The organism is Plantactinospora sp. KLBMP9567 (assembly GCF_033446045.1).
Lineage (GTDB): Bacteria > Actinomycetota > Actinomycetes > Mycobacteriales > Micromonosporaceae > Plantactinospora.
This window is the reverse complement of sequence record NZ_JAWQRR010000022.1, coordinates 67,483-93,125: the sequence shown is the minus strand read 5'-3', so window position 1 is coordinate 93,125 and position 25,643 is coordinate 67,483. Positions and strand designations below refer to the sequence as shown.

The following is a 25,643-nucleotide window of genomic DNA, read 5'->3' as shown; positions in this document are numbered from 1 at the left end:
CGGTCAGCCCACGGTGCCCGAGAGGCAGCGGTCCAGGAAGGCGACGAGCGGCCTGCGGTGCACGTCCGGCCGGTTCCACCGGTTCTCCAGGTTCTCCGCCAGGTGGTGCACCGCCGCCACCCGGCCCCGGTGGTGGTGTCGGACCACCGGGTGCAGGTATGCCGCGTCGTGCGCCTGACCGGCCACGTCCTGGGCGATCCGACCCACCGAGATGTCGAACGGGTCGACCTGGTCGTGCTGCGGGCCGTACTCCAGCGTGACGACGAAGGCGTGTTCGACCGGATGGTCGGCGGTGTCGAGCCCGGCGTCGACGAGGTAGTCGACCGGCACCTCCTCGTGGTAGCGGGCGTCCGTCCCGGCCACGGTCAGCACGTCGGCGAGTACCCCGAACTGCTGCCACAGCGCGGAGCTGCGGTTGACCCGTTCGATGATCGCGTCGGCGGCCGCGTCGGCGGTCGCGTCGACCTTCTCGGCCGGCCACGGGTTGTCGTGGTAGCGCCGTTCGAGGATGCGGTGCAGGGCCCGGACCCCGTACCGGAAGCCGTGGATGAAACCACTGGTCGACCGCTTGAAGTCCCGCTGCTGGGAGAGGGTGCCGGCGAAGAAGAGGTCCGGTACGTTCACCGACTCCCACTGCGCGGTCTGGGCCGGAAACCGGTCGTTGATGACGAGCGTCGGACGGCAGCCGTCGGCGAAGACGGACGGGTCGAACCGGAAGCCGGTGCAGGCCAGTACCCGGTCGTAGCGCAACTCCTTGGTGACCTCGTTGGCCCGGGAGAAGCTGAAGGTGACCCGGTAGCCGTCCGCGGCCCGCTCGATGCCGCGTACGTGCCCGTCGAGGATCGCGTTCGCCGACTTGAGCTGGTAGGTGTCGAGGAAGTTGTTGTTCACCGCCCGCAGGTGTCCGACGTAGTGCGTGCGCCATGCCATCCGCACCGAACTCGGCCCGGCGACGTGGATCAGCGTGGTGGTCTCCATCAGGGCGTCGGCGGTCTCGAAGGCGGAATTGCCCTTCCCTATGATCAGCACCCGCTGGTCGAGGAAGTCCCGCGGGTCGACCGGCATTTCGTCGTACCGCTCCGCGTGCGCGATGCCGGGGATCGCCGGGACGTACGGCTCGGAGACCCCGGTCGCCACGACGACCCGGCGGGCGCGGTGCGTGGTACCCGTCTGGTCGGTGACCGCGAAACCGCCGTCCGCGACCCGGGCGACCCGGACCACCCGGCTGCGGTACCGGACCCGGACCCCGGTGGCCGCCGCGAAGTCCGCCAGGTAGCGGACCAGCACGTCGGCGTCCGGGAAGTAGCGCTCGGTGTACCGGGTGAACCGCAGCGCCGGGTCGTCGCTGAGTAGCGAGTTCCAGTCCAGCCGCAGGTTGAGTTCCGGGTCGTCGGAGCCGGTGTGCGGCTTGTTGATGGAGATGAGCTGGCGATGCCGTGGAAAGCGGGTGAAGAAGGCGCCCGGGGCGTCGGCCGCCTCCAGCACCAGGTAGTCCCGCCGGCCGTCCCGTTCGAACAGGGCCGCGAGCTGTAGTCCGGCCGGCCCCGCCCCGATGATCAGATAGTCGAGCATCTCTGCGGTCACGCGGGAAAACGTACGGAGGAGAACTCAGAGAAAAATCAGTTCGGCGGCTCGGTCAACAGGTCGAGCAGGTCGGCGGCCCGGACGACGTCCGCGTCGAGCGGCCGGTCCGGGTCGATCGGCGGCACCAGCGCCACGAGGCGGTCCAGCGCGGCGGCACAGCCGGAGGCGGTGGGGGTACGCGCGCCGACGTGCAGAGCCTGGCGCAGCCCGACCGCGAGTGTGCCGCAGACCAGCCGGAGCAGCCGGGCCTGGTCCACCGCCCGGAGCGCGGCCTGGGTACCGAACGGCACGACATCCTGGTTGTGCAGGTTGGTCGGCAGGCTCTGCATGCTGGCCGGGGTGGCGGCCCGGCGGATCTCCGCGACCATCGCGGTGGCGGCCAACTGCGCGCCCTGCAAACCGTGCTGGCGGCCGGGTCCGGCCGCCAGCATCGGTGGCAGTCCCCCGTTGCGGGCCGGGTCGACCAGCAGGTCGAGTTGGCGCTCGACCAGGTTGCCGAGTTGGGCGGCGACCGTCGCCAGCACGTCGGCCGCGAAGGCGGCGGGCTGGCCGAAGAAGTTCCCGCCGTGCAGCACCAGGTCGTCGTCCGGGAAGAACAGCGGATTGTCGCTCACGCCGCGCAGGTCCGCCGCCACCACACCGTCGACGTAGCGCAGCGCGTCCTCGGCCGCGCCGAGCAGTTGCGGGGTGCAGCGGATGCTGTACGCCTCCTGGAGCGGGCGGGCACCGGACGGCACCGCACCGGCGAGGTACCCGCGCATCCGCCCGGCGACGTCGACCGCGCCGGGGTGCCCGTACGCGGCCAGCAGCCGGGGGTGCGGGAACTGGCCGGGATCGCAGCCGAGCAGGTCGACGAGGAGGCAGGTCAGCAGTTGGGCGGCCCGGTGCGACCGGCGGATGTCGTCCAGGGCGAGCGCGGTGGCGGCGGTGGTCAGCGAGGTGCCGTTGACCAGTGCCAGGGCGTCCCGCCCGTCGAGGGCGAGCGGGGTCAGGCCGGCCCTGCCCAGCGCCTCGGCCGCCGGCACGCGCCGGCCGTCGAGGTAGGCCCAGCCCCGGCCGCGCAGCGCCTGGGTGGCGTAGGCGAGCGGGATCAGGTCGCCGCTGGCCCCGACCGAGCCGAGGCGGGGCATCGCCGGCGCGAACGTCGTCGCCAGCATCGCGGCGAGCCCCTCGACGACCCGCTCCGAAACCCCGGAGACGCCCTGGGCGAGCGACCAGACCCGGACCAGCATCGCGGCCCGGCTGACCGCCGGATCGATGTCCGGGCCCTGACCGGCGCCGAGATGGGCCAGCGTGTTGTCGCACTGGTCGGCCTCGTCGTCCCGGCCGGCGAACCCGACCAGTGCACCGAATCCGGTGGTGGCGCCGTACACCGGGCGGTCGTCGCCGAGCACCGCCCGCAGGTGGTCGCGGGAGCGCCGCAGCCGGTCGCGTACCGGGGCGGTGATGTCGACGCGGATCTCGGCGGCGGCCCGGCGCAGGTCCGTCTCCCGCAGCGGCCGCGTCAGGTCGATGGGACGGATCGCCTTGCGGGCCTGGATCGTCATCGGGCCGACCGTAGCCGGGCAATCTCAGAGCGGTCTGAGACATCTCTGATTACCGGTGGCTACCGTCCCGCGCATGACGCACGACTACCTGATCATCGGGGCCGGGCCTGCGGGACTGCAACTCGCCGCCCTGCTCGAACGCGACGGTCATGACTACGTCGTGCTGGAGGCCGGCGCCGCACCCGGCACGTTCTTCAGCACGTATCCGCGACATCGCCGGCTGATCTCCATCAACAAGGTCTACACCGGTTCCGACGATCCGGAGTTCAACCTGCGGATGGACTGGAACTCGCTGCTCAGCGACGAGCCCGACCTGCTGTTCGGCCGGTACAGCCAACGGTACTTCCCGGACGCGGACGACCTGGTGCGCTATCTCGCCGACTTCGCCACGGCGACCGGGGTACGGGTCGAGTACCGGACCACGGTGGTCCGGGTGAGCCGCGACGGCGACGGGTTCCACGCGCTCGACGCCGGCGGCCGCACCTGGCGCGGTCGCCGCCTGGTGGTGGCGACCGGGGTGTCCCAGCTTCACCTGCCGCCGATCGAGGGGATCGAGACCGCCGAGCGGTACGACACGGTGAGCGTCGACCCGCGCGACTTCGTCAACCAGCGGGTCATGGTCATCGGCAAGGGCAACTCCGGGTTCGAGACCGCCGACGCCCTGGTGGAGACCGCCGCCGTCGTGCACGTCGCCGGGCCGCACTCGGTCCGGTTCGCCTGGCAGACGCACTACGTCGGGCACCTGCGGGCGGTGAACAACAACTTCCTCGACACGTACCAGCTCAAGTCGCAGAACGCCGTCCTGGACGGCACGGTCGAGAGCATCCACCGGCGCCCGGAGGGCGGCTACCTCGTACGGTTCCGGTACGCCCGCACGGTCGAGGCGATCCGGGAGATCGAGTACGACCGGGTGATCGCCTGCACCGGCTTCCGCTTCGACGCGAGCGTCTTCGACGACACCTGCCGGCCGCGACTGGTGATCAACGACCGCTTCCCGGAGCAGACCCCGGGCTACGAGTCGACCTCCGTACCCGACCTGTACTTCGCCGGCACGCTCACCCAGCAACGCGACTTCAAGCGGTCGACCAGCGGATTCATCCACGGCTTCCGGTACGGCGTCCGGGCGCTGCACCGGATCCTCAACTCCCGCTACCACGACGTCGGGTGGCCCGCCGTGGAGGTCGCGGCGACCCCGGAGGCGATCACCGACGCGATCATCGCCCGGATCAACCGCTCGTCCGCGCTGTGGCAGCAGTTCGGCGTGCTCGGTGACGTCGTGACGGTACGCGGGGACAGCGCGTACTACCACGAGGAGGTACCGGTGGCGTACCTCGCCGACGGCGGACTCGGTCCCGGTTCCGCGCCCGCCTTCGCGGTGACGCTGGAGTACGGGCCGGACCACGACGCGGTGGACCCGTTCGATGTCTCGATCCCCCGGGTGGCGGAGAACGACCCGCACGGTGCGCACCGGGCCAGCTATCTGCACCCGGTGGTGCGGCACTACCGGGATGGGACGGTGGTGGCGGTGCACCACCTGGCGGAGAACCTGGAGAACCAGTGGAACCTGCCCACCGTGCACCAACAGCCGCTTGCCGCCTTCCTCAAGGAACGCCTGGCCGACGGCGAGATCCTCCGGACGCCCCTGGCCGGCGACGGGGCCGTCCAGGAAGTCCGGGCAGATGCCGGAAGCTGAGCCGGGCTATCCGCAGGCGATCCTGGACCTGCTCGGCGCCGGCCGGGACCGCCCGGTCTTCGAGCACGGCCCGCGTACCGTCACCGCCGACGAGCTGGCGGACCTGGTCGGCCGGATCAGCGCGGGCCTGCGGGAGGCGGGGATCGGCCCGGGCGACGGGGTGGCGGTGGTGCTCGGCGTCTCGCCGGAGGCGTTCGCCGCGATCGTCGCGGTGCAGGTGGTGGGTGCCCGGATGGCCGGGGTACGTCCCGGGCTCGCCCCCGGCCAGCTCCGGCACCTGCTCGGCCATCAGATCGCGGCGGTGCTGGTCGACCCGTCGACCGCGACCCCGCAGCTCCGGTCGGCCGCCGCCGGCCGCCGGGTGCTGGCGGTCGGCCCGGTCGACGGGGTACCCGACCTGACCGCCAGCCGGGCGTACCCGCGTACGCCACTCCCGGCCGGACGCCCGCACGACGTCGGTCGGGTCATCTACACCAGCGGCAGCACCGGCAACCCGAAGGGCTGCCTGCAGACCTACGCCGCGCTCGGTGCCGCCTGGGCACCGCACCCGGACCGGTGGCCCCCGGCGGTCCGCGACCTCGCCGCCAACCTCGACCGCTACCTGGTCTTCGGCTCGCTGGGCAGCCAGGTGATGCTGGAGTACGGCATCCTCACCCTGGCCGCCGGCGGCACCATGGTGGTCGCCGAGCCACCGCGTGGCGCGGAGCCCTTCTTCCCCGCCGCGATCGTCCGGCACCGGGCCACCGCCAGCGTGATCACCGTGCCCCGGCTGGCGAAGCTGGTCGCGATCCAGCGCACCGCACCGGTCGACCTCGACACGCTGCGCGCCCTGCTGGTCTCGGGCTCCCCGCTCGCCCCGGCCCGGCTCGCCGAGGCGATCTCGGTGCTCGGGCCGGTCGTCTACCACGGCTACGGCCAGACCGAGACCGGCATGATCTCCATGCTGACCCCGGCGGAGCTGGCCGCCGTGCCAGCCGCTCTCGCCTCGGTGGGCCGGCCACCGGCCGCCGTCGAGGTGCAGGTCCGGGACGGGGACGGCCGACCGGTGCCGACCGGGGTCGAGGGGGAACTCTTCGTCCGCACCCCGGCGCAGGCGAGCGGGTACTGGGCCGATCCGACGGAGACGGCCGGGGTGTTCGTCGACGGCTGGGTACGCACCCGCGACCTCGCCCGGCTGGACGCCGACGGGTACCTGCACCTGCTGGGGCGGGCCCGGGACGTCGTCATCGTGAACGCCGACCTCCAGTACGCCGGGCCGATCGAACGGGTCCTGTCCGGCCATCCCGACGTGGCCGAGGCGTACGTCGTGGCCGTGCCCGACGAGGAGACCGGCGAGGCGGTACACGCCTTCGTCGTCCCCGCCCCCGACCGGCGGCCGGATCCGGACGTGCTGCGCGACCTCGTCCGGGAGCGGCTCGGAGCGGCGAGCAGCCCTCGGCACGTCACCTTCATCGCCGAGGTTCCCGTCTCGGTGGCCGGCAAGCCCGACAAGCGACGCCTGCTGGCAGACCGGCGACCGGCGCTGCCCTGACTCGCGGCTGGCGCAGATGCTCTTGGCGGGTGCGTGACCAGTGGGGCGCTCTCAGCGGGTGGGACGGGGCCGGAAACCGGCGGCCGGTGGGCTCAGGCCTCGCCCGGTCCGGCCAGCACGATCCGGGCGTCGTCCGGCAGCCGGCGGGTGGCGCCGCGCCGGTCCAGCAGTTCGAGCAGGGGCACGGCGACCCGCCGGGTCGTGCCGAGGGCCTGCCGGGCGGTGCTGAGGGTGAACGGCTGCGGCAGCGCGGCGAGTACCCGGATCGCCTGCTCGGGGGCGTCCGGCAGCAGTACGACGTTGTCGGCGAGCTTGAGCAGCGCGCCGGCCCGTACCGCCGCGCCGATCTCCCGGTGGCCGAGTCCGAACTCGGCGAGCCGGGCCGCCTCCGGGGCGACGAACGGTCGCTCGGCCAGCTCCGCACCGACCCGCCGTACCGCCCGGGCAACCTGCTCGGGCAGGGTGCCGGTCGCCCCACCCCGGCCGATCCGGCCGTCGCGGGCCAGCAGCGGGGCCACGACCAGGGCCTCGACCAGGGCCCGGTCCGGCAGCTCCAGCAGCCGGCGGGCGGTCTCGACCGGTACGCCCGGCTCCAGCGGATGCGCCTGCGCCCACCGGGTCACCTCGTCGACCAGTCGCCGCCGCAGTTCCCGCCAGCGCACCGGATCGGCGTGCCACTCCCCGGCCACCGGTGCGGTGCGCGCGGTCACGCCCATCCGCTCCAGCTCGGAGCGCCGGGCCAGGCCGCGCCGGGCCAGCTCCCCGGACTCGTCGGGACGGCCGTCCAACCCGGCCAGCACCGCCGCCCGGTCGGCCGCCGCACCCCGCCGGCCCAACCGGGGCGGTACGACGTCGAGCACCGTCACCCCGCCGGCCACGTGCCGCCGGCCGGGATCCCGCAGCAGCGCCCGGTCACCGATGCGCAGCGGCAGCGGCCGGTCCAGCCGCAGCCGGGCGGTGTCGGCGCCGAGCGGGCGTACCCGGGCGGTCACCGCGGCCGAGCCGACGTGCAGGGTGACCTCGGCCGGCAGCCCGGCCACCGGGTCGCCGGCCAGCCGGACGTCGACCAGGCCGGTCTGCTGGAACCGTCCCGGGGTGAGCAGCGCGTCGCCCCGGCCGACCTGTTCCCGGGGCACCCCGCGCAGGTTGACCGCGACCCGGGCCACCCCGGCGACCTCGGACACCTGGGTACCCAGGGTCTGTAGGCCCCGGATCCGGACCCGCTGCCCGGTGCCGGTCAGCTCCAGCTCGTCGCCGGTGCGCAGCGTCCCCGCGCCCAGGGTGCCGGTCAGCACCGTGCCACTGCCCCTGATGGTGAACGCCCGGTCCGCCCAGAGCCGCACCGGGGCGCTCGGCTCGGGCACCGGCAGCCGGGCGGCGAGCCGGTCCAGGGCGGCGCGCAGCTCCGGCAGCCCGGCGCCGGTGGTCGCGCTGACCGCGACCGTCTTGACCTCGCCGAGTGAGGTGGCCGCGATCTCGGCGAGCGCCAGTTCGGTGGCGGCGGCGGGATCGGCCAGGTCGGTCCGGGTCACCACCAGCAGCCCGTGCCGGACCCCGAGCGCGTCCAGCGCGGCCAGGTGCTCGGCGGACTGCGGCATCCAGCCCTCGTCGGCGGCGACCACGAAGAGCGCGGCCGGGGCCGGGCCGATCCCGGCGAGCATGTTGGGGACGAACCGCTGGTGTCCGGGTACGTCGACGAACGCCAGCACCGTCCCGGACGGCAGCGCGGTCCAGGCGAAGCCGAGGTCGATGGTCATGCCCCGGCGCCGCTCCTCCGCCCAGCGGTCCGGCTCCATCCCGGTCAGCGCCCGGACCAGGGTGGACTTGCCGTGGTCGACGTGTCCGGCGGTGGCGACGACCTGCACCTCAGCTCCCCCGCCATCCTCGGGGCACCCGGGCGACGGCGGCCCGCACCGCCTCGTCCCGGTCGACGGGCACGCAGCGCAGGTCGAGCAGCAGCCGGCCCCGCTCCAGCCGGCCGAGTACCGGCGGGTCGCCGAGGCGCAGCGGTTCGGCGTACTCCTCGGGGAGGGCGAGGGCCCACGAGTCGAGGCTGACCTCCGGCGCCCCGCCGCCGCCGACCACGGCGTCGTGCGGGACCACCTCGGCCTTCAGGCCGCCGGCGGCGAGCTGGTCGCGGAGCCGTTCGGTGCGCAGCCGCAGCGCGGCCGGGGTGGCCCGCAGTGCCCGCCAGGTCGGCGTCTCCGGACCGGTCAGGGTCGCCTCCAGGGCGGCCAGGGTCAGCTTGTCCACCCGCAACGCCCGGGCCAGCGGATGCCGGCGGAGCAGTTCGACCAGCTCGGCGTCGCCGAGCAGCAGTCCGGCCTGCGGACCGCCGAGCAGCTTGTCGCCGCTCGCGGTGACAAGTGCCGCGCCGGCCCGCAGCACCGAGGCGGCGTCCGGCTCGTCGGGCAGCAGCGGGTCCGGCGCCAGCAGCCCGGAGCCGATGTCCACCACCACCGGTACGCCGAGGGTGGCCAACTCGTTGACCGGTACGGCGGCGGTGAAGCCCCGGACGACGAAGTTCGACGGGTGCACCTTGAGCACGAACGCGGTACCCGGCCCGACCGCCGCCGCGTAGTCGGCCAGCCCGGTCCGGTTGGTGGTGCCCACTTCGCGCAGCGTCGCGCCGGTGCTGGCCAGCAGGTCCGGCAGCCGGAACCCGTCGCCGATCTCCACCAGCTCGCCCCGGCTGACCACGATCTCCCGGCCGGCCGGGCCCTCGCCGGGTGTCCGGAGCCCGGTGGTGAGCGCGGTGGCGACCAGGGCGAGCGCGGCGGCGCCGTTGTTGACCACGTGCACCGCCCCGGCCGCCGGCACCGCGGCGGCGAGGGCGGCCAGCGCGCCCCGGCCCCGCCGCGCCCGCCGCCCGGTCCGCAGGTCGAGCTCCACGTCGGTGTGCCCGGCCGCCGCCACCACCGCGTCGACGGCCGCCGCCGACAGCGGCGCCCGGCCGAGGTTGGTGTGCAGCACCACCCCGGTGGCGTTGAGCACCGGGCGCAGCCCGGCGGCGGTCTCCGGCAGCGCGGCCAGGGTGGCCGGGACGACCTCCTCGGGCGGGATCTCGCCGCGCCGGACCCGGTCCTGGGCGGCGCCGAGTGCAATCTTGAGCCGGGCCCGCCCGAGGGTGGCCTCGGCGGCCGCCAGCCGGGGATCGGCGAGCAGTACGTCGGTGCGTGGCACCCGCCGCCGAGGATCGACCGCCCCGTTCATCCCCACCTCGCTCCTGCATCCTCCATCGGCACTTAACCACATTTGATCTCTCCGCGCCCGGGGTAAGTCTCAGCGAGGTCCCGGCGGAGACGGCCAGCACGATCGCCCGATCATCTGCCGACCCGGTCGCCGGATGTCGGAAGTTCGACCAGGTCAGAACGGGCGAGGCCGCTGCCGTACCAGGCGGTGTGCAGAGCGTCGAGTGCCTGGATGGATAGCGGGCTGCTCTGCGGCGGTCGCCGCCTGGGAGGGCTGCGCGCTCCGAAGCTCTAAGTCGGCCCGCACGTCAAGGCGTAGCTCCGCGATAGCCATCTGAGTGAGCTCCGAAAGTCGTTCTTGGCCGAGGGTAACCCCGTGCAGGTTGACGAGTGCTGCCCTGAGATCGTGGAGGCGGCTGTCCCGAAGGTCAGCGCCTTGGAGCTGGCAGGACTCGAGTTCAAGGCTGGTCAACTGGCAGGACCTGATGGCGATTTTGGGTAGTCGGCAGGACGACCATGTGGCGTTGCTAAACGTACAGTCGGTGAAGGCCACGGCTCCGGCGGCGACGACGCGCTGGAAGGTGGCGTAGTCAAAGCGGCAGCCGTCGAAGAGGACGTCTTTGAGGCGTACATCTGTCAGCCGGGTACCGGTGAACCGCGAGCCGGTGAACGCGCAGCGTTCGATGGCGACCCCGGTCAGAGCCGCACCGGAAAGGTCGGTGCGAGTGATCTCGCTGCCCCAGATGGTCCCGGATTCCCAGATGCTCTCGCTGAAGTCCGCGCCACTGATCCGGCTGCTACGGATACTGACATCGTCCAGTTGTGCGCCGTGCCAGGAGACACCCTCGATGCTGGCCTTGGTGAGGTCGCTCGCCGGATCGTGGACGGTATCAAGATCTTCCGAGTCGAGATCCGGGAGCAGAAGCCTCACGTCACCGATGGTGGTTGTCCGCATGAGTCCCCAGTCTGTTCGGGACGCGGGGGCGGCAGCGCCCCCGATCGAATGCCTACAACTGTGTCAGCAGTCATTTCTTCCTGTTCCAGTTATCCCAGTAACCTTCCGACGCCACGCAGACCCCCCGTAGGTCACTCTGCGTGTCCAGGGGCACAATCGAGGTGTGATCGCGAGCGTGTTCTTCGATGTGGGCGAAACGATCGTCGACGAGTCCCGGGAGTACGGAACCTGGGCGGACTGGCTCGGCGTACCGCGCCACACCTTCTCCGCCGTCTTCGGCGCGGCGATCGCTCGGGGCCTCGACTACCGGGAGACGTTCCAGGTGTTCCGGCCAGGGTTCGACCTGGCCGTGGAGCGGGAGCGCCGCACGGCGGCGGGACAGCCGGAGTCGTTCACCCAGGAGGACCTGTACCCGGATGCCCGACCGTGCCTCGCCGCGCTGCGCGAGTCGGGGCTGCGGGTCGGCCTGGCCGGTAACCAGACCGCGCGGGCGGAGACGATCCTGCGTGCCCTGGACCTGCCGGTCGACGTCATCGGCACCTCGGACGGCTGGGGTGTGGAGAAGCCGTCCGCAGCGTTCTTCGAACGGGTGGTGGCCGAGGCGGGTTGCCCGGCTGGTCAAGTGCTCTACGTCGGCGACCGGTTGGACAACGACATCCGGCCGGCGCAGGAGGCGGGGATTACGACCGCTCTGGTCCGTCGTGGCCCGTGGGGCTACATCCTCGACGACAGGGCGGTCAGCGACCGCTGCCTGTTCCAGCTCGACTCGCTGGCCGAGCTGCCCGACCTCGTTCGCAAGCACAACGAGTCGGCCGGCTAACTACCCGGAAGAGCCGCTCGGCCGGCGGTGAGAGCGGCGATGCGTTCGTCGAGTTGGGCACCGTGTCGGCTGTCGCCGAGTAGGGGCCGGACGGCGCGGACCCGGTCGAGGCCGGTGCCGTACCAGTCGGTGTGCAGGGCGTCGACGGCCTGGTTGAGGTAGTCGGCGGCCTGGTCGCCGTCACTGCCATTGGCAGTGGCGAGGTCGGCGAGGACAACGCTGCGCTGCTTCGCGCTGGTGCCGGTGAGCCCGACGAGCGCCTGGTCGAGTTGGCCGGTGGCTTCGCGGTGGTCGCCGCTGGCGAGGGCGGCGTACCCGGCAAACGAGTGCAGGCGGCCGTTGTCGTAGAAGTCGAGCCATTCCGGCGGGGTGGAGTCGCCGTCGATCGCCCCTGCCGCCAGGTCGATGTGACGGCGGCTTGCGGCTGCCGCTCCGGCCCGTGCCTCCACCTCCGAGGCGACGCAGTGCAGCCAGGAGCGGACCATGGGGCTGACACCGTGCCAGGTGTGTTGGATGGCTGCGTCGATCAGCGGGCGAGCGCTGGCTGGGTCGTGACCGAACGCGGGAATGAAGGCGGTGTGGCCGAGAACAGCCGCAGCCAGGGCGTGGTCGCCGGCTTCGCGGGTGGCGGCGAGGGCGACGTCGTAGCAGCGTTCGGCGATGGCGGGTTGGCTGAGATCGAAGAAGGCGAGCCGGGCGGTAAGCAGCGCGGATTCCGCGAGGGCGCTGGCGAGGCTGGCGCGGTTGGTGCCGGTGGCGGCGCGTAGGAGCCCGATGCCAAGCTGGGTGTGGGCGTAGGCGGCCTCGTAGAGCGGCCGGGCCGGGCTGGTCCAGTACAGCTCGCGCTGGCAACGCACGATCAGCCGGTACGCGTCCGGGTCGACGGTCTTGCTGTCGGCGTGTGCGGCGTCGGGGTCGAGGGACAGCAGTGGCGCGACCAGGGGCAGCATGCTGGCGCCGACGAAGGCGCGTAGTACGGACGCGCGGTCCCAACCGTTGCCGTTGTCGTCTCCGGTGAGCATGTCCCACAACCTCCTGAACTCGTGCAGTGTTTCCGCCTCCGGGCGTACGGCCAGCTCGTCGGGGGTGAGCAGGCCAAGGTCGCTCGCTGGCTTACCGAGGATCGCGACGAGGTGTTTGCGGTAGCGCGGGTCCGGCCACCGCTCGCCGATCTCCCAGCGTCGGACGGTGTTGGCGTTCAGCCCGGTGTCGGTCTCGCCGGCGCGGGTCATCTCACTACGGATTCGTTCGGTGATCTCCTCGTACGACCACCCGCGTTGGAGTCTCTCCCACGCGAGCCGCCGGTTCGGGGGATAGCGCCGCTCCGCCATCGGACACCTCCGGGCATTGCCAATCGACGTAGATCACGCTAGCCAGTCCGGCTACGGCTCGTCACTACCTGGTTGCGATTGGACGGGCAGTGGACGGTACCGGCCGATGGCCCAAGACGGTTCGCTATTGCCGAGCCTCGAACTGTGCCGCCCGACGGCGGCTACGCGGCCAGTCCGAATCGCCTACAGCTCAGGGGGTAGATCGTGGACACGTTGATCAGTCTCGACAAGACGATCTCGGGCCCGCGCCTGGTTGCGGCGATGGTTCATGGCTCCAATGTCGTGGGGCTGTCTCCTCGCCTGCGTACTGCCATTGGGGCTGCGCGGGCGGGTGACCGGCGGGTTGCTCCCACCCGCAGCCTTGCGGTGGCGGACCCGCTGTCCCCCCGGCGGGTCCGCCACATCGGCCGCAAGCGGCCCGTCTCCGGCAAGCACCGCCGGCACGCCCCGTACCACCGAGCCGGCAAGAAGGCGGTACGGCGATGACCATCTACCTCTCCCGCAACGCCGCCACGACGGCTGCCAACGGCGCCGACGGACAGGAGTGCAGGAGCCGCCGGACCGCGATCGGTCGGGCATGCGTTCCGGCGGTCGATCCTCCCCTGCTCGCCCACTCCTGGCGGCTGATCTTCGAACGCAGCACACGAAAGGAGGCGTGACGATCCATGTTCCGAGTCCTGGTGACCGGGGCGGCTGGGTTCATCGGCTCGCATCTCGTCGACGCGCTACTGGCCCGAGGCGTGACGGTGATCGGCCTGGACCGTCGCCGACTGGGCGAGCACGCCCTCGCGGACGAGAACCTCGCCGCCGCAGTCTCCAACCCGTCGTTCACGCCATGCCACCTGGACCTGGCCACCGATCAACTCGATGACGTGGTGAAGGGCTGTGAGACTGTCTTCCACCTCGCCGCCCGGCCCGGCGTCCGTCAGTCCTGGGGCAGCGACTTCCTCGACTACGCCCAGACCAACGTCCTCGGCACTCATCGACTCCTCGACGCGTGCGTCCGGCAGGGCGTACGACGGCTGGTCTTCGCATCGTCGTCCAGCGTCTACGGTCCGACGAACCGGCCGAGTCGGGAAGGCGATCCGACCTGTCCGATATCCCCGTACGGCGTGAGCAAGCTCGCCGCCGAGCACCTGTGCCTGGCCTACGCCCGCCGCCCCGACAGCCAGCTCAGCGTCGTCGCACTCCGCTACTTCACCGTGTACGGGCCTCGGCAGCGACCCGACATGCTGATCGGTCGGATCCTGTTCTCCGCCTACACCGGGTTTCCGATGACCCTCTTCGGCGACGGCAGTCAACACCGTGAGTTCACCTACATCAGCGACGTCGTCACCGCGACCATCGCCGCAGCTCATCTCGACGTTCGGGCCACAGCCGTCAACGTCGGTGGCGGCGCGAGCGTGTCCATGCGCGGCGTCATCGACGAGGCATCGAAGGTCACCGGCCGGCAGGTGCCGATCAAGGTCGTACCCGCCCAGCCGGGCGATGTTCCGGCGACCGCAGCCGACCTGACTCGCGCCGGCCGGCTGCTCGGCTACTGGCCCACCGTCGGCCTGCACGAGGGACTCGCCCGCCAGGCCGCCTGGCTGGTCGACCTGTCCCGCGACCGGCTCGCCACATTCACCTCCTGAACACCGCAACGGAGCCCGTTCATGATCGTTCTGACCGCCGACTCGGCCAGCGAACTCTTCACCGCCGCCTGCCAGGCCGTACTACTCAACGGTCGCACCGCATCCCCACGCGACCACGCCACCACCGAGGTCATCGGCGCCCACCTCTGCCTGACGAATCCCCGACGACGGATCGTCCACGTACCGCCAGCCCGCGTGATCAATCCGGCCTTCGCCGTTGCCGAGGCGCTGTGGATCCTCTCCGGCTCCGACGACCCGTGGATCTTCGACTACAACGACAACCTCCGCCAGTACGCCGACGACGGCGTGCTCCGTGGCGCCTACGGCCCACGGCTGCGCCGGTGGGGCGGCCGGATCGACCAGCTCGATGCCACGGTCGATCAACTCGACGCCGTACGACGCCAACTGCACGCCGACCGGAATTCCCGGCGAGCGGTGATCCAGCTCTACGATCCGTCCCGCGACCACCGGGGATACCGGGACGTGCCCTGCACCCTCGGCTACCGCTTCTTCATCCGCCAGGGCCGACTGGTGGTGCACACCAGCATGCGCAGCCAGGACCTGTGGCTCGGCTTCCCCTACGACATCTTCACCACGACCTTGATTCAGGAGCTGATGGCCGGCTGGCTCGGCGTCGACCTGGGCGAGTACCACCACCACGTCGACTCCCTGCACCTCTATGCCAACAACACGGGAACAGCCGCCGCCTGCCTGCACGGTCTGCCCGGCGACGCCGAACTGGCGCCGGTCACCGTGCCCTGGCCGGACCTCGACACCCTTCTCCAACGCGTGATCTCCGGCGCCACCGACTCGGCAGACGGGCCGACCTGGGACGCCTTCGGCCGGACCCTCAGCAGTTACCGATCCTGGAAGACAGGCAACCGTGACCAGGCGCGGAAGCTGGCCGCCGCCACTCCCGGCCCGCTCGGCCACGCCCTCTCAAGCTGGTACGACCACCTCGCCCCAACCGTCGCCACAGCCACGCAGGGCGTACGAGGATGAAGGCGCGACTGGACAGCCGCCACGCCGACGTCGTGCTGGGCCTGTGCGCGTACACGCACGACTCGGCCGCCGCGCTCCTGGTCAACGGACACCTCATCGGCTTCGTCCAAGAGGAGCGCCTCGACGGGGTCAAGCACAGCAAGGCGTACCCGTCCAACGCTGTCGCCTGGCTTCTGGCCGAGGCTGGGCTGACCGCAGACCAGGTGACAACAGTCGCGTACAACTTTGACGGCCGCCGTTACCTGCCCGCGCTCGGTCAACTGCCCGCGCACCTGGCCGCTTCCGTGACGCGCGCCCGCGCGGTGCCCCGTGCTCGCAGCTTTCTCACCGTCCGCCGCCGCTACCAGGCCAGGATGCGGGACCTGTCCCGACGGTTCCCGCACGCCCGCCTCCGCCCGATACAGCACCACCGCGCACACGCCCTCTACGCGTTCCTCTCCGCCGGGGTGGACGACGCAGCCGTCCTGATCGTGGACAGCCTCGGCGAACTCCAGACCACCACCATCTGGCACGCCGCACAGCACGACGCCCGACCCTTCCGACTCGCCCTGCACGACGCGGTCGACGACCCCGCATCGCTCGGCTACGCCTACGGCGCCGTCACCGAGCACCTGGGCTGGCGTCGGGGCGACGAGGAAGGCACGGTGATGGCACTGGCCGCGCTCGGCAGCCCAGAACGCTTCCACGACCTGATGAGCCGAGCGATCCGCCTCACCGAGAACGGCTTCACCCTCGATCCGACCCTGCTGCCGCTGCGGGTGCTCTCCAGCCGGTACGGCCGGACCACACCGGCATTCACCGCCGCCACCTGCCCACCCCGCCTGCCCGGCGCACCGGTCGAACTCGTGCACGCCGACCTGGCCGCCGCACTCCAGGAACGAACCGAACAGGTAATGCTGCACCTGGCCCAGCGAGCCGTCCGGCTGACCGGGTCCGGCCTGCTCTGCCTCGGCGGCGGCGTGGCGATGAACTGCGTCGCCGCCGGACTCATCACCCAAGCCGGCATCGTCGACGAGGTGCACGTACCGCCCGCGCCCGGAGACTCCGGCACCGCAATCGGCGCCGCAGCAGCCGCCTGGCTCGACACCACCGGCCGGCCACCCACCGGCATCGAACAGCGCTGCTACCTCGGCCCGACGTACCCGAAGCTGACCCTGCACACCGAACCGCGCCCCGGCCTGGCCGCCGAACGCCTGGACGATCCGGTCCACCACCTTGCCCAGCGGCTCGTTAGTGGGGCGATCGTCGGGCTCTTCGCCGGCTCGCTGGAGGCCGGGCCACGCGCGCTGGGCAACCGGTCCATCCTCGCCTCCCCCCTCTCGCCCGGCGTCGTGGACCGGCTCAACGCCACCGTGAAGTTCCGCGAACCGTTCCGGCCGTTCGCCCCGGTCATCCTCGCTGACAAGGCCGCCGACTACGTCCAGCTGCGTCAACCCTCGCCGTACATGTCCATCGCAGCCCCCGTCACCGACCTGACCCGTACCTGCCTACCCGCGATCGTCCACGCCAACGGCACCGCCCGGGTGCAGACCGTCACCCACGCACAGCATCCCTTTCTCGCCGACGTCCTGACCGCGTTCGGCGCGATCACCGGACACCCCGTCCTGATCAACACCTCGCTGAACGTCAAGGGCAAACCAATCTGCGGCACCCCGGACATGGCCCTGGCCTGCCTCACCGCGACCGGCCTGGACGCTCTGCTCATCGAAGGCTGGTGGGTGACCAAGTGCTGATCGGCTACAGCTGCTGGGGATTCCTCGGCCCCGGCATCCTCGACACCCCCGACGGCGGACGCAGCCACCGCCGCACACTCATCGACGGCCTATGCCACACCGGCCACGACATCCTGTTCCTCCAGCGCAACCGCGACCTGGACGAAGCCGGAAACGACCTCACCGAGTATTACCGGTGGGACAACGACCTGCCCGACATCGACGTCCTGTTTCTCGAGTGGCGCTGGCCCATCCCCGGCCGCAACATCACGCCCTGCGGCCGGTCCGGTCACACCTGTGACCTACACCGGCAAGCCGAACTCCTCACCCACTACACCCACAAAATCGGCATCCCGACGATCATCTGGGACAAGGACCGACAACTCGACCGGCATGCCTCACTCCGCCAGCTCAACCACGTCACGGTCTGCGAGCCTGCGCTGCACCCGAGCCCAGGGGCGGTGCCGCTGCTTTTCCCCGTCGCCGACGCTGCCATCGACACCGCCAATCCCGCTGCACTCGCCGCCCACCCCCGGCCGAACCCACTGGTATACGTGGGCAACCAGTACGACCGCGACGACGCGTTCGACACCTTCTTCGCGCCCGCCGCCGCGCAGCTACCCCACCTGATCGCCGGCAAGTGGCCCGACACCAACCGCTGGCCCGGCCTCAACTTCATCGGCCGGGTCCCGTTCCCGCAGGTCACCGAGATCCATGCCAACGCCCTCGCCACCGTGCTGCTGCTATCCGACCGCTACGCCCGTGTCGGCCAGATCACCCAACGGATCTTCGAAGCGGTCCTCGCCGGCTGCGCTCCGCTCCTGCCCGCCACCATCCGAAGCGCCGCCGAACTCGTACCAGCGAGCCTGCACATCACCGACGCCACCGACGTACGGGATCGGGTCGGCTGGCTCGCCGAGGTCGCCGGCACCAACGACCACGCCGACCTGATCGCCGCCTGCCTGCGCCGTCTCGCCCCGTTCCGGCTCTCCACCCAACTCGCCGTACTCGATGATCTTCTGCGCCATTCGGGCCGGGTGCCGTCATGACCCGCCGTGTCCGCCCGACCTCACCCCGTCCCACCCCTACCCTGGAGGACCATGGACAGGATCGCCATCATCGGCTGCGGCGGCAGCGGCAAATCCACCGTCGCCCGGCAACTGGCCCACATCCTCGACGCGCCGCTGACCCACCTCGACTCGATCTACTACGACGAGCAGTGGAACCCGCTGCCCCAGGACGAGTTCGCTGCCCAGCAGGAGAAACTCGTGGCCAGCGAACGGTGGGTCATCGAGGGCAACTACGCCGGCACCCTACCCATCCGGCTGGCCGCCGCCGACACCGTGATCTTCCTCGACCTACCCGCCATGACCTGCCTCTGGGGCATCACCCAACGACGCTGGCGCTACCGGGGCGGCCAGCACCAGGCCGACGGCGTCTACGACCGGATCACCTGGAACTTCGTCCGCTACATCCTCGGCTACCGACGCACCATGCGGCCCCGGGTCGAGACCCTCGTCCGGGAACACGGGCCGCACGTCCGACTGATCTCACTGCGCAGCCGCCGGCAAGCCAACCGACTGGTCGACCGGCTACGACAACAGGCCCAGCCGATGACGTAACCGGGCCGGGACGGGAGGCGGCCGGTGTCGGCTAACCCGTTCCTCGACCCCGCGCTGGTCCGCGGCGACCTGTACTGCACCGACGACCGGCTCGCGGAACGCACCCGCGCGCTACACCAGGCCAAGATCGTTGGGCGAAACGCCGCCCAAGTCGTCGTCGACCTGCTCGCCCAGCGGACCTCACCCGGTGCGGTCGTGCTCGACATCGGCTGCGGGCGAGGCACCGCCGCGCTCCGGATCGCTGCCGGTCTCCGCCCTCGATGGCTTATCGCGGTTGACGCCTCGGCCACGCTGCTGGACACCGTCCGTACCCGGCTGGCCGAGGCCGGCGAGGTCGGCTCGGCGGTCTGCGCCGATTTCCACCAGCTGCCGTTGCCCGATGCGATGGCCGACGCGGCGGTGGCCGCGTTCTGTCTTTACCACTCGACCACACCGGCCGCCGTGGTCGCGGAGATCGCCCGCTGCCTCCGTCCCGGAGGTGTCGCCGTCCTGGTGACCAAGTCGCTGGACAGTTACGCCGAACTCGATCAGCTCGTCCAAGCAGCGAACCTCGACCCCGACGCTGCCAGCCGGCCGAGCCTCTACGAGAGCTTCCACAGCGGCAACCTGGTCAACATCGCCGCCACTCATCTCACCGTGCTCGATGTCCTGCACGAGCAGCACCTCTTCGAGTTCGCCGATGCCACGCACCTCGCCCGATACCTAGCGACGACCCCGAAATACCGGATCCACCCGGCGGGCGGGCCAGCTGACCTGGCCGCGATCCTCCGGGAACGGCTGCCGGTGCCGCCGTTTCCGACCCGGTCCACCGTCAGCTACGTCCTGGCAGCACGGCCATGACCAGCAACCTCTTCCTCAAGCGGTACGACGACCCACAACGTTGCTCGGCAGCGGCGGCCCATTACGCCTGGCTCACTTCGCTGGAGTCCGGGGTCCGCCTCCCGCACCTGGTCGCACGGACGAGTCGTCACCTAGCCTTCGAGCGGCTGCCGGGCCGGACACCCGAGGTGCCCGACCTGCCTCGCGTGGCGTCCGCGCTCGGTCGACTGCACAACGCCGCGTATCGGAGAGAGCTGCACTCCGCGCGCCTCGACCAACCGCACACCACGTCGACCGGGCAGGTGCTTCCCGACTTCACCAGGCCGCGTCGGGAGGCGCTGCATCGGGCCGCCCGTGTCACCGGCGTAGACCTGGCCGCGCTGGACGCTGTTCTCGACAGGCATGGTCGACCTGCGTCCTTCTTCAAGGACCCAAACGTACGCAACTACCTCGTTGAGGGAGAGAGCGTCGCTGTCGTCGACTTCGACGATCTCACCCTCGCCCCCTTCGGCTACGACCTGGCCGGCCTGCTCGTTACCGCCTCGATGACATACGGCCGACTCCGCCAGCAGACCATCATGAACTGCGTCGATGCCTACCGAGCCGCAATCGCGCCGAACGTCTGCGACCTTGACGAACTGCGGCAGTACGCCGAACTGCACCACCTCTTGACCCTCCGTTACCTCGGCACCAACGGATACCGGCACCCGTGGCCCACCGTCCGGCCGTGGCCCGACGCCTTCACACCGACCTGACCGCCCCGAAGGAGCCCTGCCGATGGCCCCAACCACCGAACTCGTCATCGCCCGCCACGGCGAAGCCGCCTGCAACGTCGCCGGAATCGTCGGCGGCGAACGCGGCTGCACCGGACTGACCGACCGGGGGCGCCACCAGGTCACCCGGCTCGCTGCCCGGCTGGCTGCCGAGCACGCAACCCGCCCCTATGCGGTCTTCTACTCCACCCCCCGACTCCGGGTAGTCCAGACCGCTGAGATCATCACGAAGGCTCTCCACCTACCGCCCACCGTTGAGGCGGAACTTCGCGGGCCTCACCACGGCGACGCCGATGGCCGCCCGTGGGCGGACGTCAAGACCGCCTTTCAGGGCCCGCCCCAACACGCCCCCGACGCCCCATACGCCGACGGGTCCGAAACGTGGAACCAATACCTCGACCGGGCAACCAAAGCCCTACAGGAGATCCTCGCCCGGCACGAGGGCCAGCGAATCCTCATCGCCGCCCACGGCGAGACCATCGAGGCCGCCAACAACCTACTCTTCACACTCCCCCAGGACGCCTGCCTGCGGCTCGGCTTCGTCACCGACCACGCCTCGGTCACCCGGTGGCAGCGACCGACCAACCGGTTCGGCCGCACCACTTGGCAACTCGTCGCCCACAACGACACCCGCCACCTCGAACCCGGGCGATGAGCAGCACCGACCTCCTCCAACTCTGCCGGCGTCTTCTCGACACCGGCGCGGTACCCGTGACGTGGTACCCGGGCCACGCAGGTACTCAGTTGCTCCGCGCCTCGACCGCCGAGCACGGGGAGGTGATAGTCAAACCACACCGCAGCCAAGAACGGCACACGCAGGAGGTACATGCCTACCGGACCTGGGTTCTGGCCCTCGGTGACCAGGCCCCCCGCCTACTCGCGACAGCCGACGATCCGCCCGCGATCATCATCACCGTCGTGCCAGGTGTACCGCTGAACCAGCGAAGACTTTGCCCCGAGGCCGAGCAGGATGCATACCGCCAAGCCGGGCGGCTACTCAAGACGCTTCACGCCGCCGGACCGCCGAGGCTGGAGCCGGATTGGACAGCCTGGCTCGCCGATCGATCCGAGTATTGGATTCACCGAGCCGGAGACCGGATAACGCCTAGCTACCGAGCCGAGGTACGGGCCCACATGCGAGCCCTCCAAGCCCTCGCCCCGCTACCGGCCCAGCCGTGTCACCTCGACTTCACGCCCCGAAACATGATCTACGGCGACGACAGGATCGTTCGCCTGATCGACTTCGAACACAGCCGCTACGACCTGCCCGCCCGAGACCTCGTACGCCTCGCGACTCGCATCTGGCCCTTGCGACCGGACCTACGCGATAGCTTCCTCGACGAGTACGGCCCGCTCACCGCCACGGACAACCAGGTGATTGAGCATTGCGCCTGCTTCGACGCCCTGACCAGGTCGTGCAGCACAAACGCCCCTGCCGCTGAGCTAAGCGCGCGCTAATGGTCAGAACTCGGCGAGGTGGCTATCCTGGTCGAGCCGAATTATCAACCGGTCTCACGCTGATCTTCCTCCCGAGCTGTTGATCACCCGAACTGGACGGCGTCGCCTGCCTCGGCATGTTTATTACCTTTTTCATGCGTGGTTCACGCAGGAAGAAGGCTCGGTACTTTTCCACCGTACCGATCTCTTTGAGAATCAGCGCCACCCAGGCCGGCGTATAGGCGTAGCCCTTGAACGCCTCGTTGTAGACGCAGTAGCAAGCATCGGTGCCGTATGGATCATCAGCTCCAGCAACAGGCCGCACCTTGAGCCGCTGCCACATCTCGGTATGCTCGCGAACTCTGAACTCGAAGGGCAGCTGATCTTCGACGAGACGAGCAACCTGAGCGGGGAGCAGCTTGTCCTTACCCGCCACCTCGACATGTCGGTTCTTGACGATGACGGTTCCCTGACGGCCCGCCTGCACCATGACCTTGCGCTCCTCCTCGCTCAGGTCGTCAAGCCTGACGAAGTTGATCGCCAAATCGGCATCGGTTTTCGAACCGACGATGGGCACCAATCGAACCCGATAGTCGTACTTCAGGTCGTCCAATACAGCTGGATCGATGGCCGCTTCAAACTTTGCTACCAGATCGCGGGCGCCCTTCGGCAGCTTGGCAGCCGCCACTCGGAGCCTTTCACGCCCCTCAGCTGTAAGGGACTGAAGCGAAACGGGAAAGCGAAGCCGATCGGCAAGGCTGAAGGCGGGTCCAAAGTGGCTCACCATCTCGTGCTCGTAGTTCATTACAAGCGCCTGTGCTTTGCCGCCCGTAGCGATCTTCAGGTTGTGCTCGTATCGGTGCTCCACCTTGTTGCGAAGCGCTACGAAGAGTTCGGCGTTCAGCCGAATCGGGTCACCGCTGTTCGGATAGCGCCGCTTCAGACACCACTCAAGGTCCCAGGCCTTCGGCTCACCGTCGATGAGCCTGTACTGACCGGTCTTGGGATCCTTGTAGCGATAGTCGATCTTGGCTCTGTGGAACTCCGCATGGAGCAGGTAGTGCCACGCCTTGTGCATGTGGGTCAAGAAGTCGGAGTAGTTGCCGTTTGAAGAGTTCCACTCGTCAACTGCTTTGAGGGCATGTCGCTGCGACTCGACGAGAATGTGGTGCCAACGGGCGTATGCCATGCTGCGCGTCCTCCACGTTCAGCACGAAGGATCACACCGACGAGACACAGAGACAACCGGAATTTGGCTCACGATATTACACCAGCGGCGGTCACGGAGAGAAAACTGGCCATCACCACTCGCCAGTCAGCCGATACGACTGCCACACCCAATCAGCTCGGTGATCAGCCGTAAGTACCTGGCTGGCCACGGAGCCAAGAGATTCCTGAAGCCATGCTCCACCGAGCGAGAGGCATCGAAGTAGATGCATGCTGACAGTTCCGGCGTTCTACACAGGCTGCGGTCGCAGTCGAGCTAAACGGTCCAACGGCTCCCGAGCACCCGCCGAGCACCCGCCCACGGCACGGAACATTAAGAAGGCCCGAACCCAGGTGGAACCCCAGGTCAGGGCCTTGATCAGTGGTGCGCCGCCAGGGACTCGAACCTCGAACCCGCGGATTAAAAGTCTGCGTCTCTCAACTGGAACAGTTTCCGTAGCCCGCGCACCGGCACGACGCGCGACGGCTGCGATCCCTCCCCCGGAAGGTGCGACAGTGGTCGGGTGACCACTACCGAACGACACCGGCTCACCCAGTACGCGCACGGCGGCGGCTGCGCCTGCAAGATCCCACCCGGTGAGCTGGAGGAGGTGGTCGCCGGTCTGGTCGGTACGTCCGTTCCGGCCGGGCCGGGCGAGCTGCTGGTCGGGCTCGACGACGGCGACGATGCGGCGGTGGTCCGACTGGAGTCGGGTACCGCGGTGGTGGCGACCGCCGACTTCTTCACCCCGGTGGTCGACGACCCGTACGACTGGGGCCGGATCGCCGCCACCAACGCCCTCTCCGACGTCTACGCGATGGGCGGCACCCCGGTGGTCGCGGTGAACCTGCTGGCCTGGCCCCGCGAGGTGCTGCCGCTGGCCCTCGCCGCCGAGGTGCTGCGCGGCGGGCTGGACGTCGCCCGGGAGGCGGGCTGCCACGTCGCCGGCGGGCACAGCGTGGACGACCCCGAGCCGAAGTACGGGATGGCGGTCACCGGGATCGCCGACCCGGAGCGGCTGATCCGCAACGACGCCGGCCGGGCCGGGCTGCCACTGACCCTGACCAAGCCGCTCGGCGTCGGGGTGCTCAACTCCCGGCACAAGCAGACCGGCGAGGTTTTTCCGCGGGCGGTGGCGGCGATGACCGGGCTGAACCGGGCAGCCTCGGCGGCGGCGGTGTCGGCCGGGATCCGCTGTGGCACCGACGTGACCGGCTTCGGGCTGCTCGGTCACCTGCACAAGCTGGCCCGGGCCTCCGGGCTGACCGCCCGGGTGGACGCGTCGGCCGTACCCTATCTGGACGGGGCCCGGGCGGCGCTGGCCGAGGGTTTCGTCAGCGGCGGCACCCGGCGGAACCTGGCCTGGGTGCGGCCGCACCTCGAAAGCGCCGGGGTTTCCGAGGACGAGTTGCTGCTGCTGGCCGACGCGCAGACCTCCGGTGGCCTGCTGGTCGCCGGTGAGCTGCCCGGCCATCCGGTGATCGGCGAGCTGCTGCCGGCCCGGGACGACGGGCGAACCCTGGTCGTCGCGGGCTGAGAACGGTGGTGACCGGCCGAGAACGCGGGACGGGTCCCCGGGATCGTCGATCCCGGGGACCCGGACGGTGCAACCCGCTGCTACTGCTGCTTACTTGGCGCCAGCGGTGAGCGGGGCCAGCTTCGGGTCGTTGGCGTACGCCTCGACCACGTTCTTCTTGGTGACGATCAGCGGCTCCAGCAGGTTGGCCGGAACCACCTTGACACCGTTGTTGTAGGACTCGGTGTCGTTGGTCTTCGGGTCGTTACCGGCCTGGAGGGCCTTGACCATCTCGATGGTCTCCTTGACCAGGTTCCGGGTGTCCTTGTTGATGGTCGAGTACTGCTCGCCGGCCACGATCGACTTGACCGACTCCACCTCGGAGTCCTGGCCGGTGACCACCGGCAGCGGCTTGCCGGCGCCCTTGACCGAGGTCAGGATCGCCCGGGCCAGGGTGTCGTTCGGGGAGAGGACACCGTCCAGCGTCTTGCTGCTGTAGGTCGAGGTGAGCAGCGAGTCCATCCGCCGCTGGGCGTTCTCGGCCTTCCAGCCGTCGGTGGCGGTCTGCTTGATGTCGGTCTGACCCGAGCCGACCACCACGTTGCCGGCGTCGATCTCCTTCTTCAGCACGTCCATCGCGCCGTCGAAGAAGACGCCCGAGTTGTTGTCGTCCGGCGAGCCGGAGAAGAGCTCGATGTTGTAGGGGCCGTTCGGCTTCTTCGCCTTCATGCCCTCCAGCAGCGCCTGGCCCTGGAGCTGGCCGACCTTGAAGTTGTCGTACGCGACGTAGTAGTCGACGTCCTTGCTGTTCTTGATCAGCCGGTCGTAGGCGATGACGGTGGCACCGTTCTGCTTGGCCTGCTCGACCTGGGTGGTGAGCTGCGCGGCGTCGGTCGCGCCGATGACGATCACCTTGGCACCCTTGGTGACCATCGCCGAGATCTGCGCCTGCTGGTCGGCGACCGTGCTGGTGGCTCCGGCGTACTGCACGTCGGACTGGAAACCAGCCTCCTTGAGCCCGTTGGTGAACAGGTCACCGGCGAGCACCCAGTTCTCGGAGGTCTTGGCCGGCAGCGCCACACCGATCAGCGAGTTGGCGGCGAAGCCCTTCTCGGCACCGGCCTCCTCGCCGCCGTCGCCCGACCGCTCGGAGCAGGCCGTGAGGGCCAGCAGGGCGATGGCGCCGGCGGCGACACCCCTGGCTAGGAATCTACGCATTGCAGGTTGCCCTTCTTAACAAGGTGGTGGGGGGTGGGGCGGAGGTTTTCC

Annotated in this window: 21 protein-coding genes and 1 pseudogene; 14 read left to right on the top strand and 8 right to left on the bottom strand. The window is 70.2% G+C overall.

The features are described 5' to 3' along the window. Positions 1-3 precede the first annotated feature (3 nt). Positions 4-1,584, bottom strand: a complete 1,581-nt coding sequence (locus tag R6Y94_RS18095; RefSeq protein ID WP_318397045.1) for an FAD-dependent oxidoreductase — start codon at positions 1,582-1,584, stop codon at positions 4-6. Positions 1,585-1,619: 35 nt separating this feature from the next. After that, positions 1,620-3,131 carry an aromatic amino acid ammonia-lyase gene (locus R6Y94_RS18090; protein ID WP_318397044.1) on the bottom strand — a complete coding sequence of 504 codons (1,512 nt, stop codon included), beginning with the start codon at positions 3,129-3,131 and terminating at the stop codon, positions 1,620-1,622. 73 nt (positions 3,132-3,204) lie between these two features. Here R6Y94_RS18090 and R6Y94_RS18085 point away from each other — a divergent pair, with 73 nt between their 5' ends. Then, positions 3,205-4,824 (top strand): NAD(P)-binding domain-containing protein, encoded by a 1,620-nt coding sequence (locus R6Y94_RS18085; protein ID WP_318397043.1) that lies wholly within the window; start codon positions 3,205-3,207, stop codon positions 4,822-4,824. Continuing rightward, positions 4,811-6,355, top strand: coding sequence for a class I adenylate-forming enzyme family protein (locus tag R6Y94_RS18080; protein WP_318397042.1), 1,545 nt, complete (start codon positions 4,811-4,813; stop codon positions 6,353-6,355). The genes R6Y94_RS18085 and R6Y94_RS18080 overlap by 14 nt, the downstream gene beginning before the upstream one ends. A gap of 92 nt (positions 6,356-6,447) precedes the next feature. On the opposite strand, the gene selB is transcribed toward R6Y94_RS18080, so the two are convergent. From selB to R6Y94_RS18065, 3 genes and pseudogenes are all read right to left on the bottom strand, one after another. Then, positions 6,448-8,220: a selenocysteine-specific translation elongation factor gene (selB, locus tag R6Y94_RS18075; RefSeq protein ID WP_318397041.1), complete on the bottom strand. Its 1,773-nt coding sequence runs from the start codon at positions 8,218-8,220 to the stop codon at positions 6,448-6,450. 1 nt (position 8,221) lies between these two features. Then, on the bottom strand, positions 8,222-9,568 hold the full coding sequence (selA, locus tag R6Y94_RS18070) for an L-seryl-tRNA(Sec) selenium transferase (RefSeq protein WP_318397040.1): 1,347 nt from the start codon (positions 9,566-9,568) through the stop codon (positions 8,222-8,224). Between the two features lie 273 nt (positions 9,569-9,841). Continuing rightward, a pseudogene (locus R6Y94_RS18065) lies at positions 9,842-10,501 on the bottom strand (pentapeptide repeat-containing protein); the annotation flags it as partial. Positions 10,502-10,664: 163 nt separating this feature from the next. Here R6Y94_RS18065 and R6Y94_RS18060 point away from each other — a divergent pair. Beyond that, positions 10,665-11,321 carry an HAD family hydrolase gene (locus R6Y94_RS18060; RefSeq protein ID WP_318397039.1) on the top strand — a complete coding sequence of 219 codons (657 nt, stop codon included), beginning with the start codon at positions 10,665-10,667 and terminating at the stop codon, positions 11,319-11,321. Here the strand turns inward: R6Y94_RS18060 and R6Y94_RS18055 are convergent. Beyond that, complete coding sequence (locus R6Y94_RS18055) at positions 11,318-12,652, bottom strand: helix-turn-helix transcriptional regulator (RefSeq protein WP_318397038.1); 1,335 nt, start codon at positions 12,650-12,652, stop codon at positions 11,318-11,320. The two genes, R6Y94_RS18060 and R6Y94_RS18055, sit on opposite strands and share 4 nt — an antisense overlap. A 482-nt stretch (positions 12,653-13,134) precedes the next feature. Here R6Y94_RS18055 and amcA point away from each other — a divergent pair, with 482 nt between their 5' ends. The 10 genes from amcA to R6Y94_RS18005 are packed head-to-tail and all read left to right on the top strand — an operon-like array spanning position 13,135 to position 21,672. Further along, complete coding sequence (amcA, locus tag R6Y94_RS18050; protein WP_318397037.1) at positions 13,135-13,311, top strand: multiple cyclophane-containing RiPP AmcA; 177 nt, start codon at positions 13,135-13,137, stop codon at positions 13,309-13,311. A 6-nt stretch (positions 13,312-13,317) separates the two neighbouring features. After that, positions 13,318-14,286: an NAD-dependent epimerase/dehydratase family protein gene (locus R6Y94_RS18045; RefSeq protein ID WP_318397036.1), complete on the top strand. Its 969-nt coding sequence runs from the start codon at positions 13,318-13,320 to the stop codon at positions 14,284-14,286. A 21-nt stretch (positions 14,287-14,307) separates the two neighbouring features. Further along, positions 14,308-15,288, top strand: a complete 981-nt coding sequence (locus R6Y94_RS18040) for a thymidylate synthase (protein WP_318397035.1) — start codon at positions 14,308-14,310, stop codon at positions 15,286-15,288. After that, positions 15,285-17,021 carry a carbamoyltransferase gene (locus tag R6Y94_RS18035; protein WP_318397034.1) on the top strand — a complete coding sequence of 579 codons (1,737 nt, stop codon included), beginning with the start codon at positions 15,285-15,287 and terminating at the stop codon, positions 17,019-17,021. The genes R6Y94_RS18040 and R6Y94_RS18035 overlap by 4 nt, the downstream gene beginning before the upstream one ends. Further along, on the top strand, positions 17,003-18,049 hold the full coding sequence (locus R6Y94_RS18030; protein WP_318397033.1) for a hypothetical protein: 1,047 nt from the start codon (positions 17,003-17,005) through the stop codon (positions 18,047-18,049). The genes R6Y94_RS18035 and R6Y94_RS18030 overlap by 19 nt, the downstream gene beginning before the upstream one ends. Positions 18,050-18,100: 51 nt before the next feature. After that, on the top strand, positions 18,101-18,622 hold the full coding sequence (locus R6Y94_RS18025) for a topology modulation protein (protein WP_318397032.1): 522 nt from the start codon (positions 18,101-18,103) through the stop codon (positions 18,620-18,622). A gap of 24 nt (positions 18,623-18,646) precedes the next feature. Next, a complete protein-coding gene (locus R6Y94_RS18020; protein WP_318397031.1) occupies positions 18,647-19,462 on the top strand; it encodes a class I SAM-dependent methyltransferase in 816 nt (271 codons plus the stop codon). Then, positions 19,459-20,196: a phosphotransferase gene (locus R6Y94_RS18015; protein WP_318397030.1), complete on the top strand. Its 738-nt coding sequence runs from the start codon at positions 19,459-19,461 to the stop codon at positions 20,194-20,196. Before R6Y94_RS18020 ends, R6Y94_RS18015 begins: the two co-directional genes overlap by 4 nt. Positions 20,197-20,218: 22 nt before the next feature. Beyond that, entirely contained in the window at positions 20,219-20,869 is a 651-nt protein-coding gene (locus R6Y94_RS18010; RefSeq protein ID WP_318397029.1) for a histidine phosphatase family protein, read from the top strand. Continuing rightward, complete coding sequence (locus R6Y94_RS18005; protein WP_318397028.1) at positions 20,866-21,672, top strand: aminoglycoside phosphotransferase family protein; 807 nt, start codon at positions 20,866-20,868, stop codon at positions 21,670-21,672. Before R6Y94_RS18010 ends, R6Y94_RS18005 begins: the two co-directional genes overlap by 4 nt. Before the next feature lie 22 nt (positions 21,673-21,694). Here R6Y94_RS18005 and R6Y94_RS18000 read toward each other — a convergent pair whose 3' ends face one another. Next, complete coding sequence (locus tag R6Y94_RS18000) at positions 21,695-22,840, bottom strand: DUF3644 domain-containing protein (protein WP_318397027.1); 1,146 nt, start codon at positions 22,838-22,840, stop codon at positions 21,695-21,697. A 541-nt stretch (positions 22,841-23,381) separates the two neighbouring features. Between R6Y94_RS18000 and selD the strand changes: the two genes are divergently transcribed. Further along, the gene (gene selD, locus R6Y94_RS17995; protein ID WP_318397026.1) at positions 23,382-24,395 is read left to right on the top strand and encodes a selenide, water dikinase SelD; all 1,014 of its coding nucleotides are present in this window, start codon (positions 23,382-23,384) and stop codon (positions 24,393-24,395) included. 90 nt (positions 24,396-24,485) lie between these two features. Here the strand turns inward: selD and R6Y94_RS17990 are convergent, their stop codons facing one another. Then, positions 24,486-25,592, bottom strand: coding sequence for a sugar-binding protein (locus R6Y94_RS17990; RefSeq protein WP_318397025.1), 1,107 nt, complete (start codon positions 25,590-25,592; stop codon positions 24,486-24,488). Between the last annotated feature and the right edge of the window lie 51 nt (positions 25,593-25,643).

Bases quoted from the DNA above. Each gene is read 5' to 3' on its own strand.
- R6Y94_RS18090 (WP_318397044.1), bottom strand. From the start codon at position 3,131: ATGACGATCCAGGCCCGCAAGGCGATCCGTCCCATCGACCTGACGCGG.
- R6Y94_RS18085 (WP_318397043.1), top strand. From the start codon at position 3,205: ATGACGCACGACTACCTGATCATCGGGGCCGGGCCTGCGGGACTGCAA.
- R6Y94_RS18080 (WP_318397042.1), top strand. From the start codon at position 4,811: ATGCCGGAAGCTGAGCCGGGCTATCCGCAGGCGATCCTGGACCTGCTC.
- selA (WP_318397040.1), bottom strand. From the start codon at position 9,568: ATGAACGGGGCGGTCGATCCTCGGCGGCGGGTGCCACGCACCGACGTA.
- R6Y94_RS18055 (WP_318397038.1), bottom strand. From the start codon at position 12,652: ATGGCGGAGCGGCGCTATCCCCCGAACCGGCGGCTCGCGTGGGAGAGA.
- amcA (WP_318397037.1), top strand. From the start codon at position 13,135: ATGACCATCTACCTCTCCCGCAACGCCGCCACGACGGCTGCCAACGGC.
- R6Y94_RS18045 (WP_318397036.1), top strand. From the start codon at position 13,318: ATGTTCCGAGTCCTGGTGACCGGGGCGGCTGGGTTCATCGGCTCGCAT.
- R6Y94_RS18040 (WP_318397035.1), top strand. From the start codon at position 14,308: ATGATCGTTCTGACCGCCGACTCGGCCAGCGAACTCTTCACCGCCGCC.
- R6Y94_RS18035 (WP_318397034.1), top strand. From the start codon at position 15,285: ATGAAGGCGCGACTGGACAGCCGCCACGCCGACGTCGTGCTGGGCCTG.
- R6Y94_RS18025 (WP_318397032.1), top strand. From the start codon at position 18,101: ATGGACAGGATCGCCATCATCGGCTGCGGCGGCAGCGGCAAATCCACC.
- R6Y94_RS18015 (WP_318397030.1), top strand. From the start codon at position 19,459: ATGACCAGCAACCTCTTCCTCAAGCGGTACGACGACCCACAACGTTGC.
- R6Y94_RS18010 (WP_318397029.1), top strand. From the start codon at position 20,219: ATGGCCCCAACCACCGAACTCGTCATCGCCCGCCACGGCGAAGCCGCC.
- R6Y94_RS18005 (WP_318397028.1), top strand. From the start codon at position 20,866: ATGAGCAGCACCGACCTCCTCCAACTCTGCCGGCGTCTTCTCGACACC.
- R6Y94_RS18000 (WP_318397027.1), bottom strand. From the start codon at position 22,840: ATGGCATACGCCCGTTGGCACCACATTCTCGTCGAGTCGCAGCGACAT.
- R6Y94_RS17990 (WP_318397025.1), bottom strand. From the start codon at position 25,592: ATGCGTAGATTCCTAGCCAGGGGTGTCGCCGCCGGCGCCATCGCCCTG.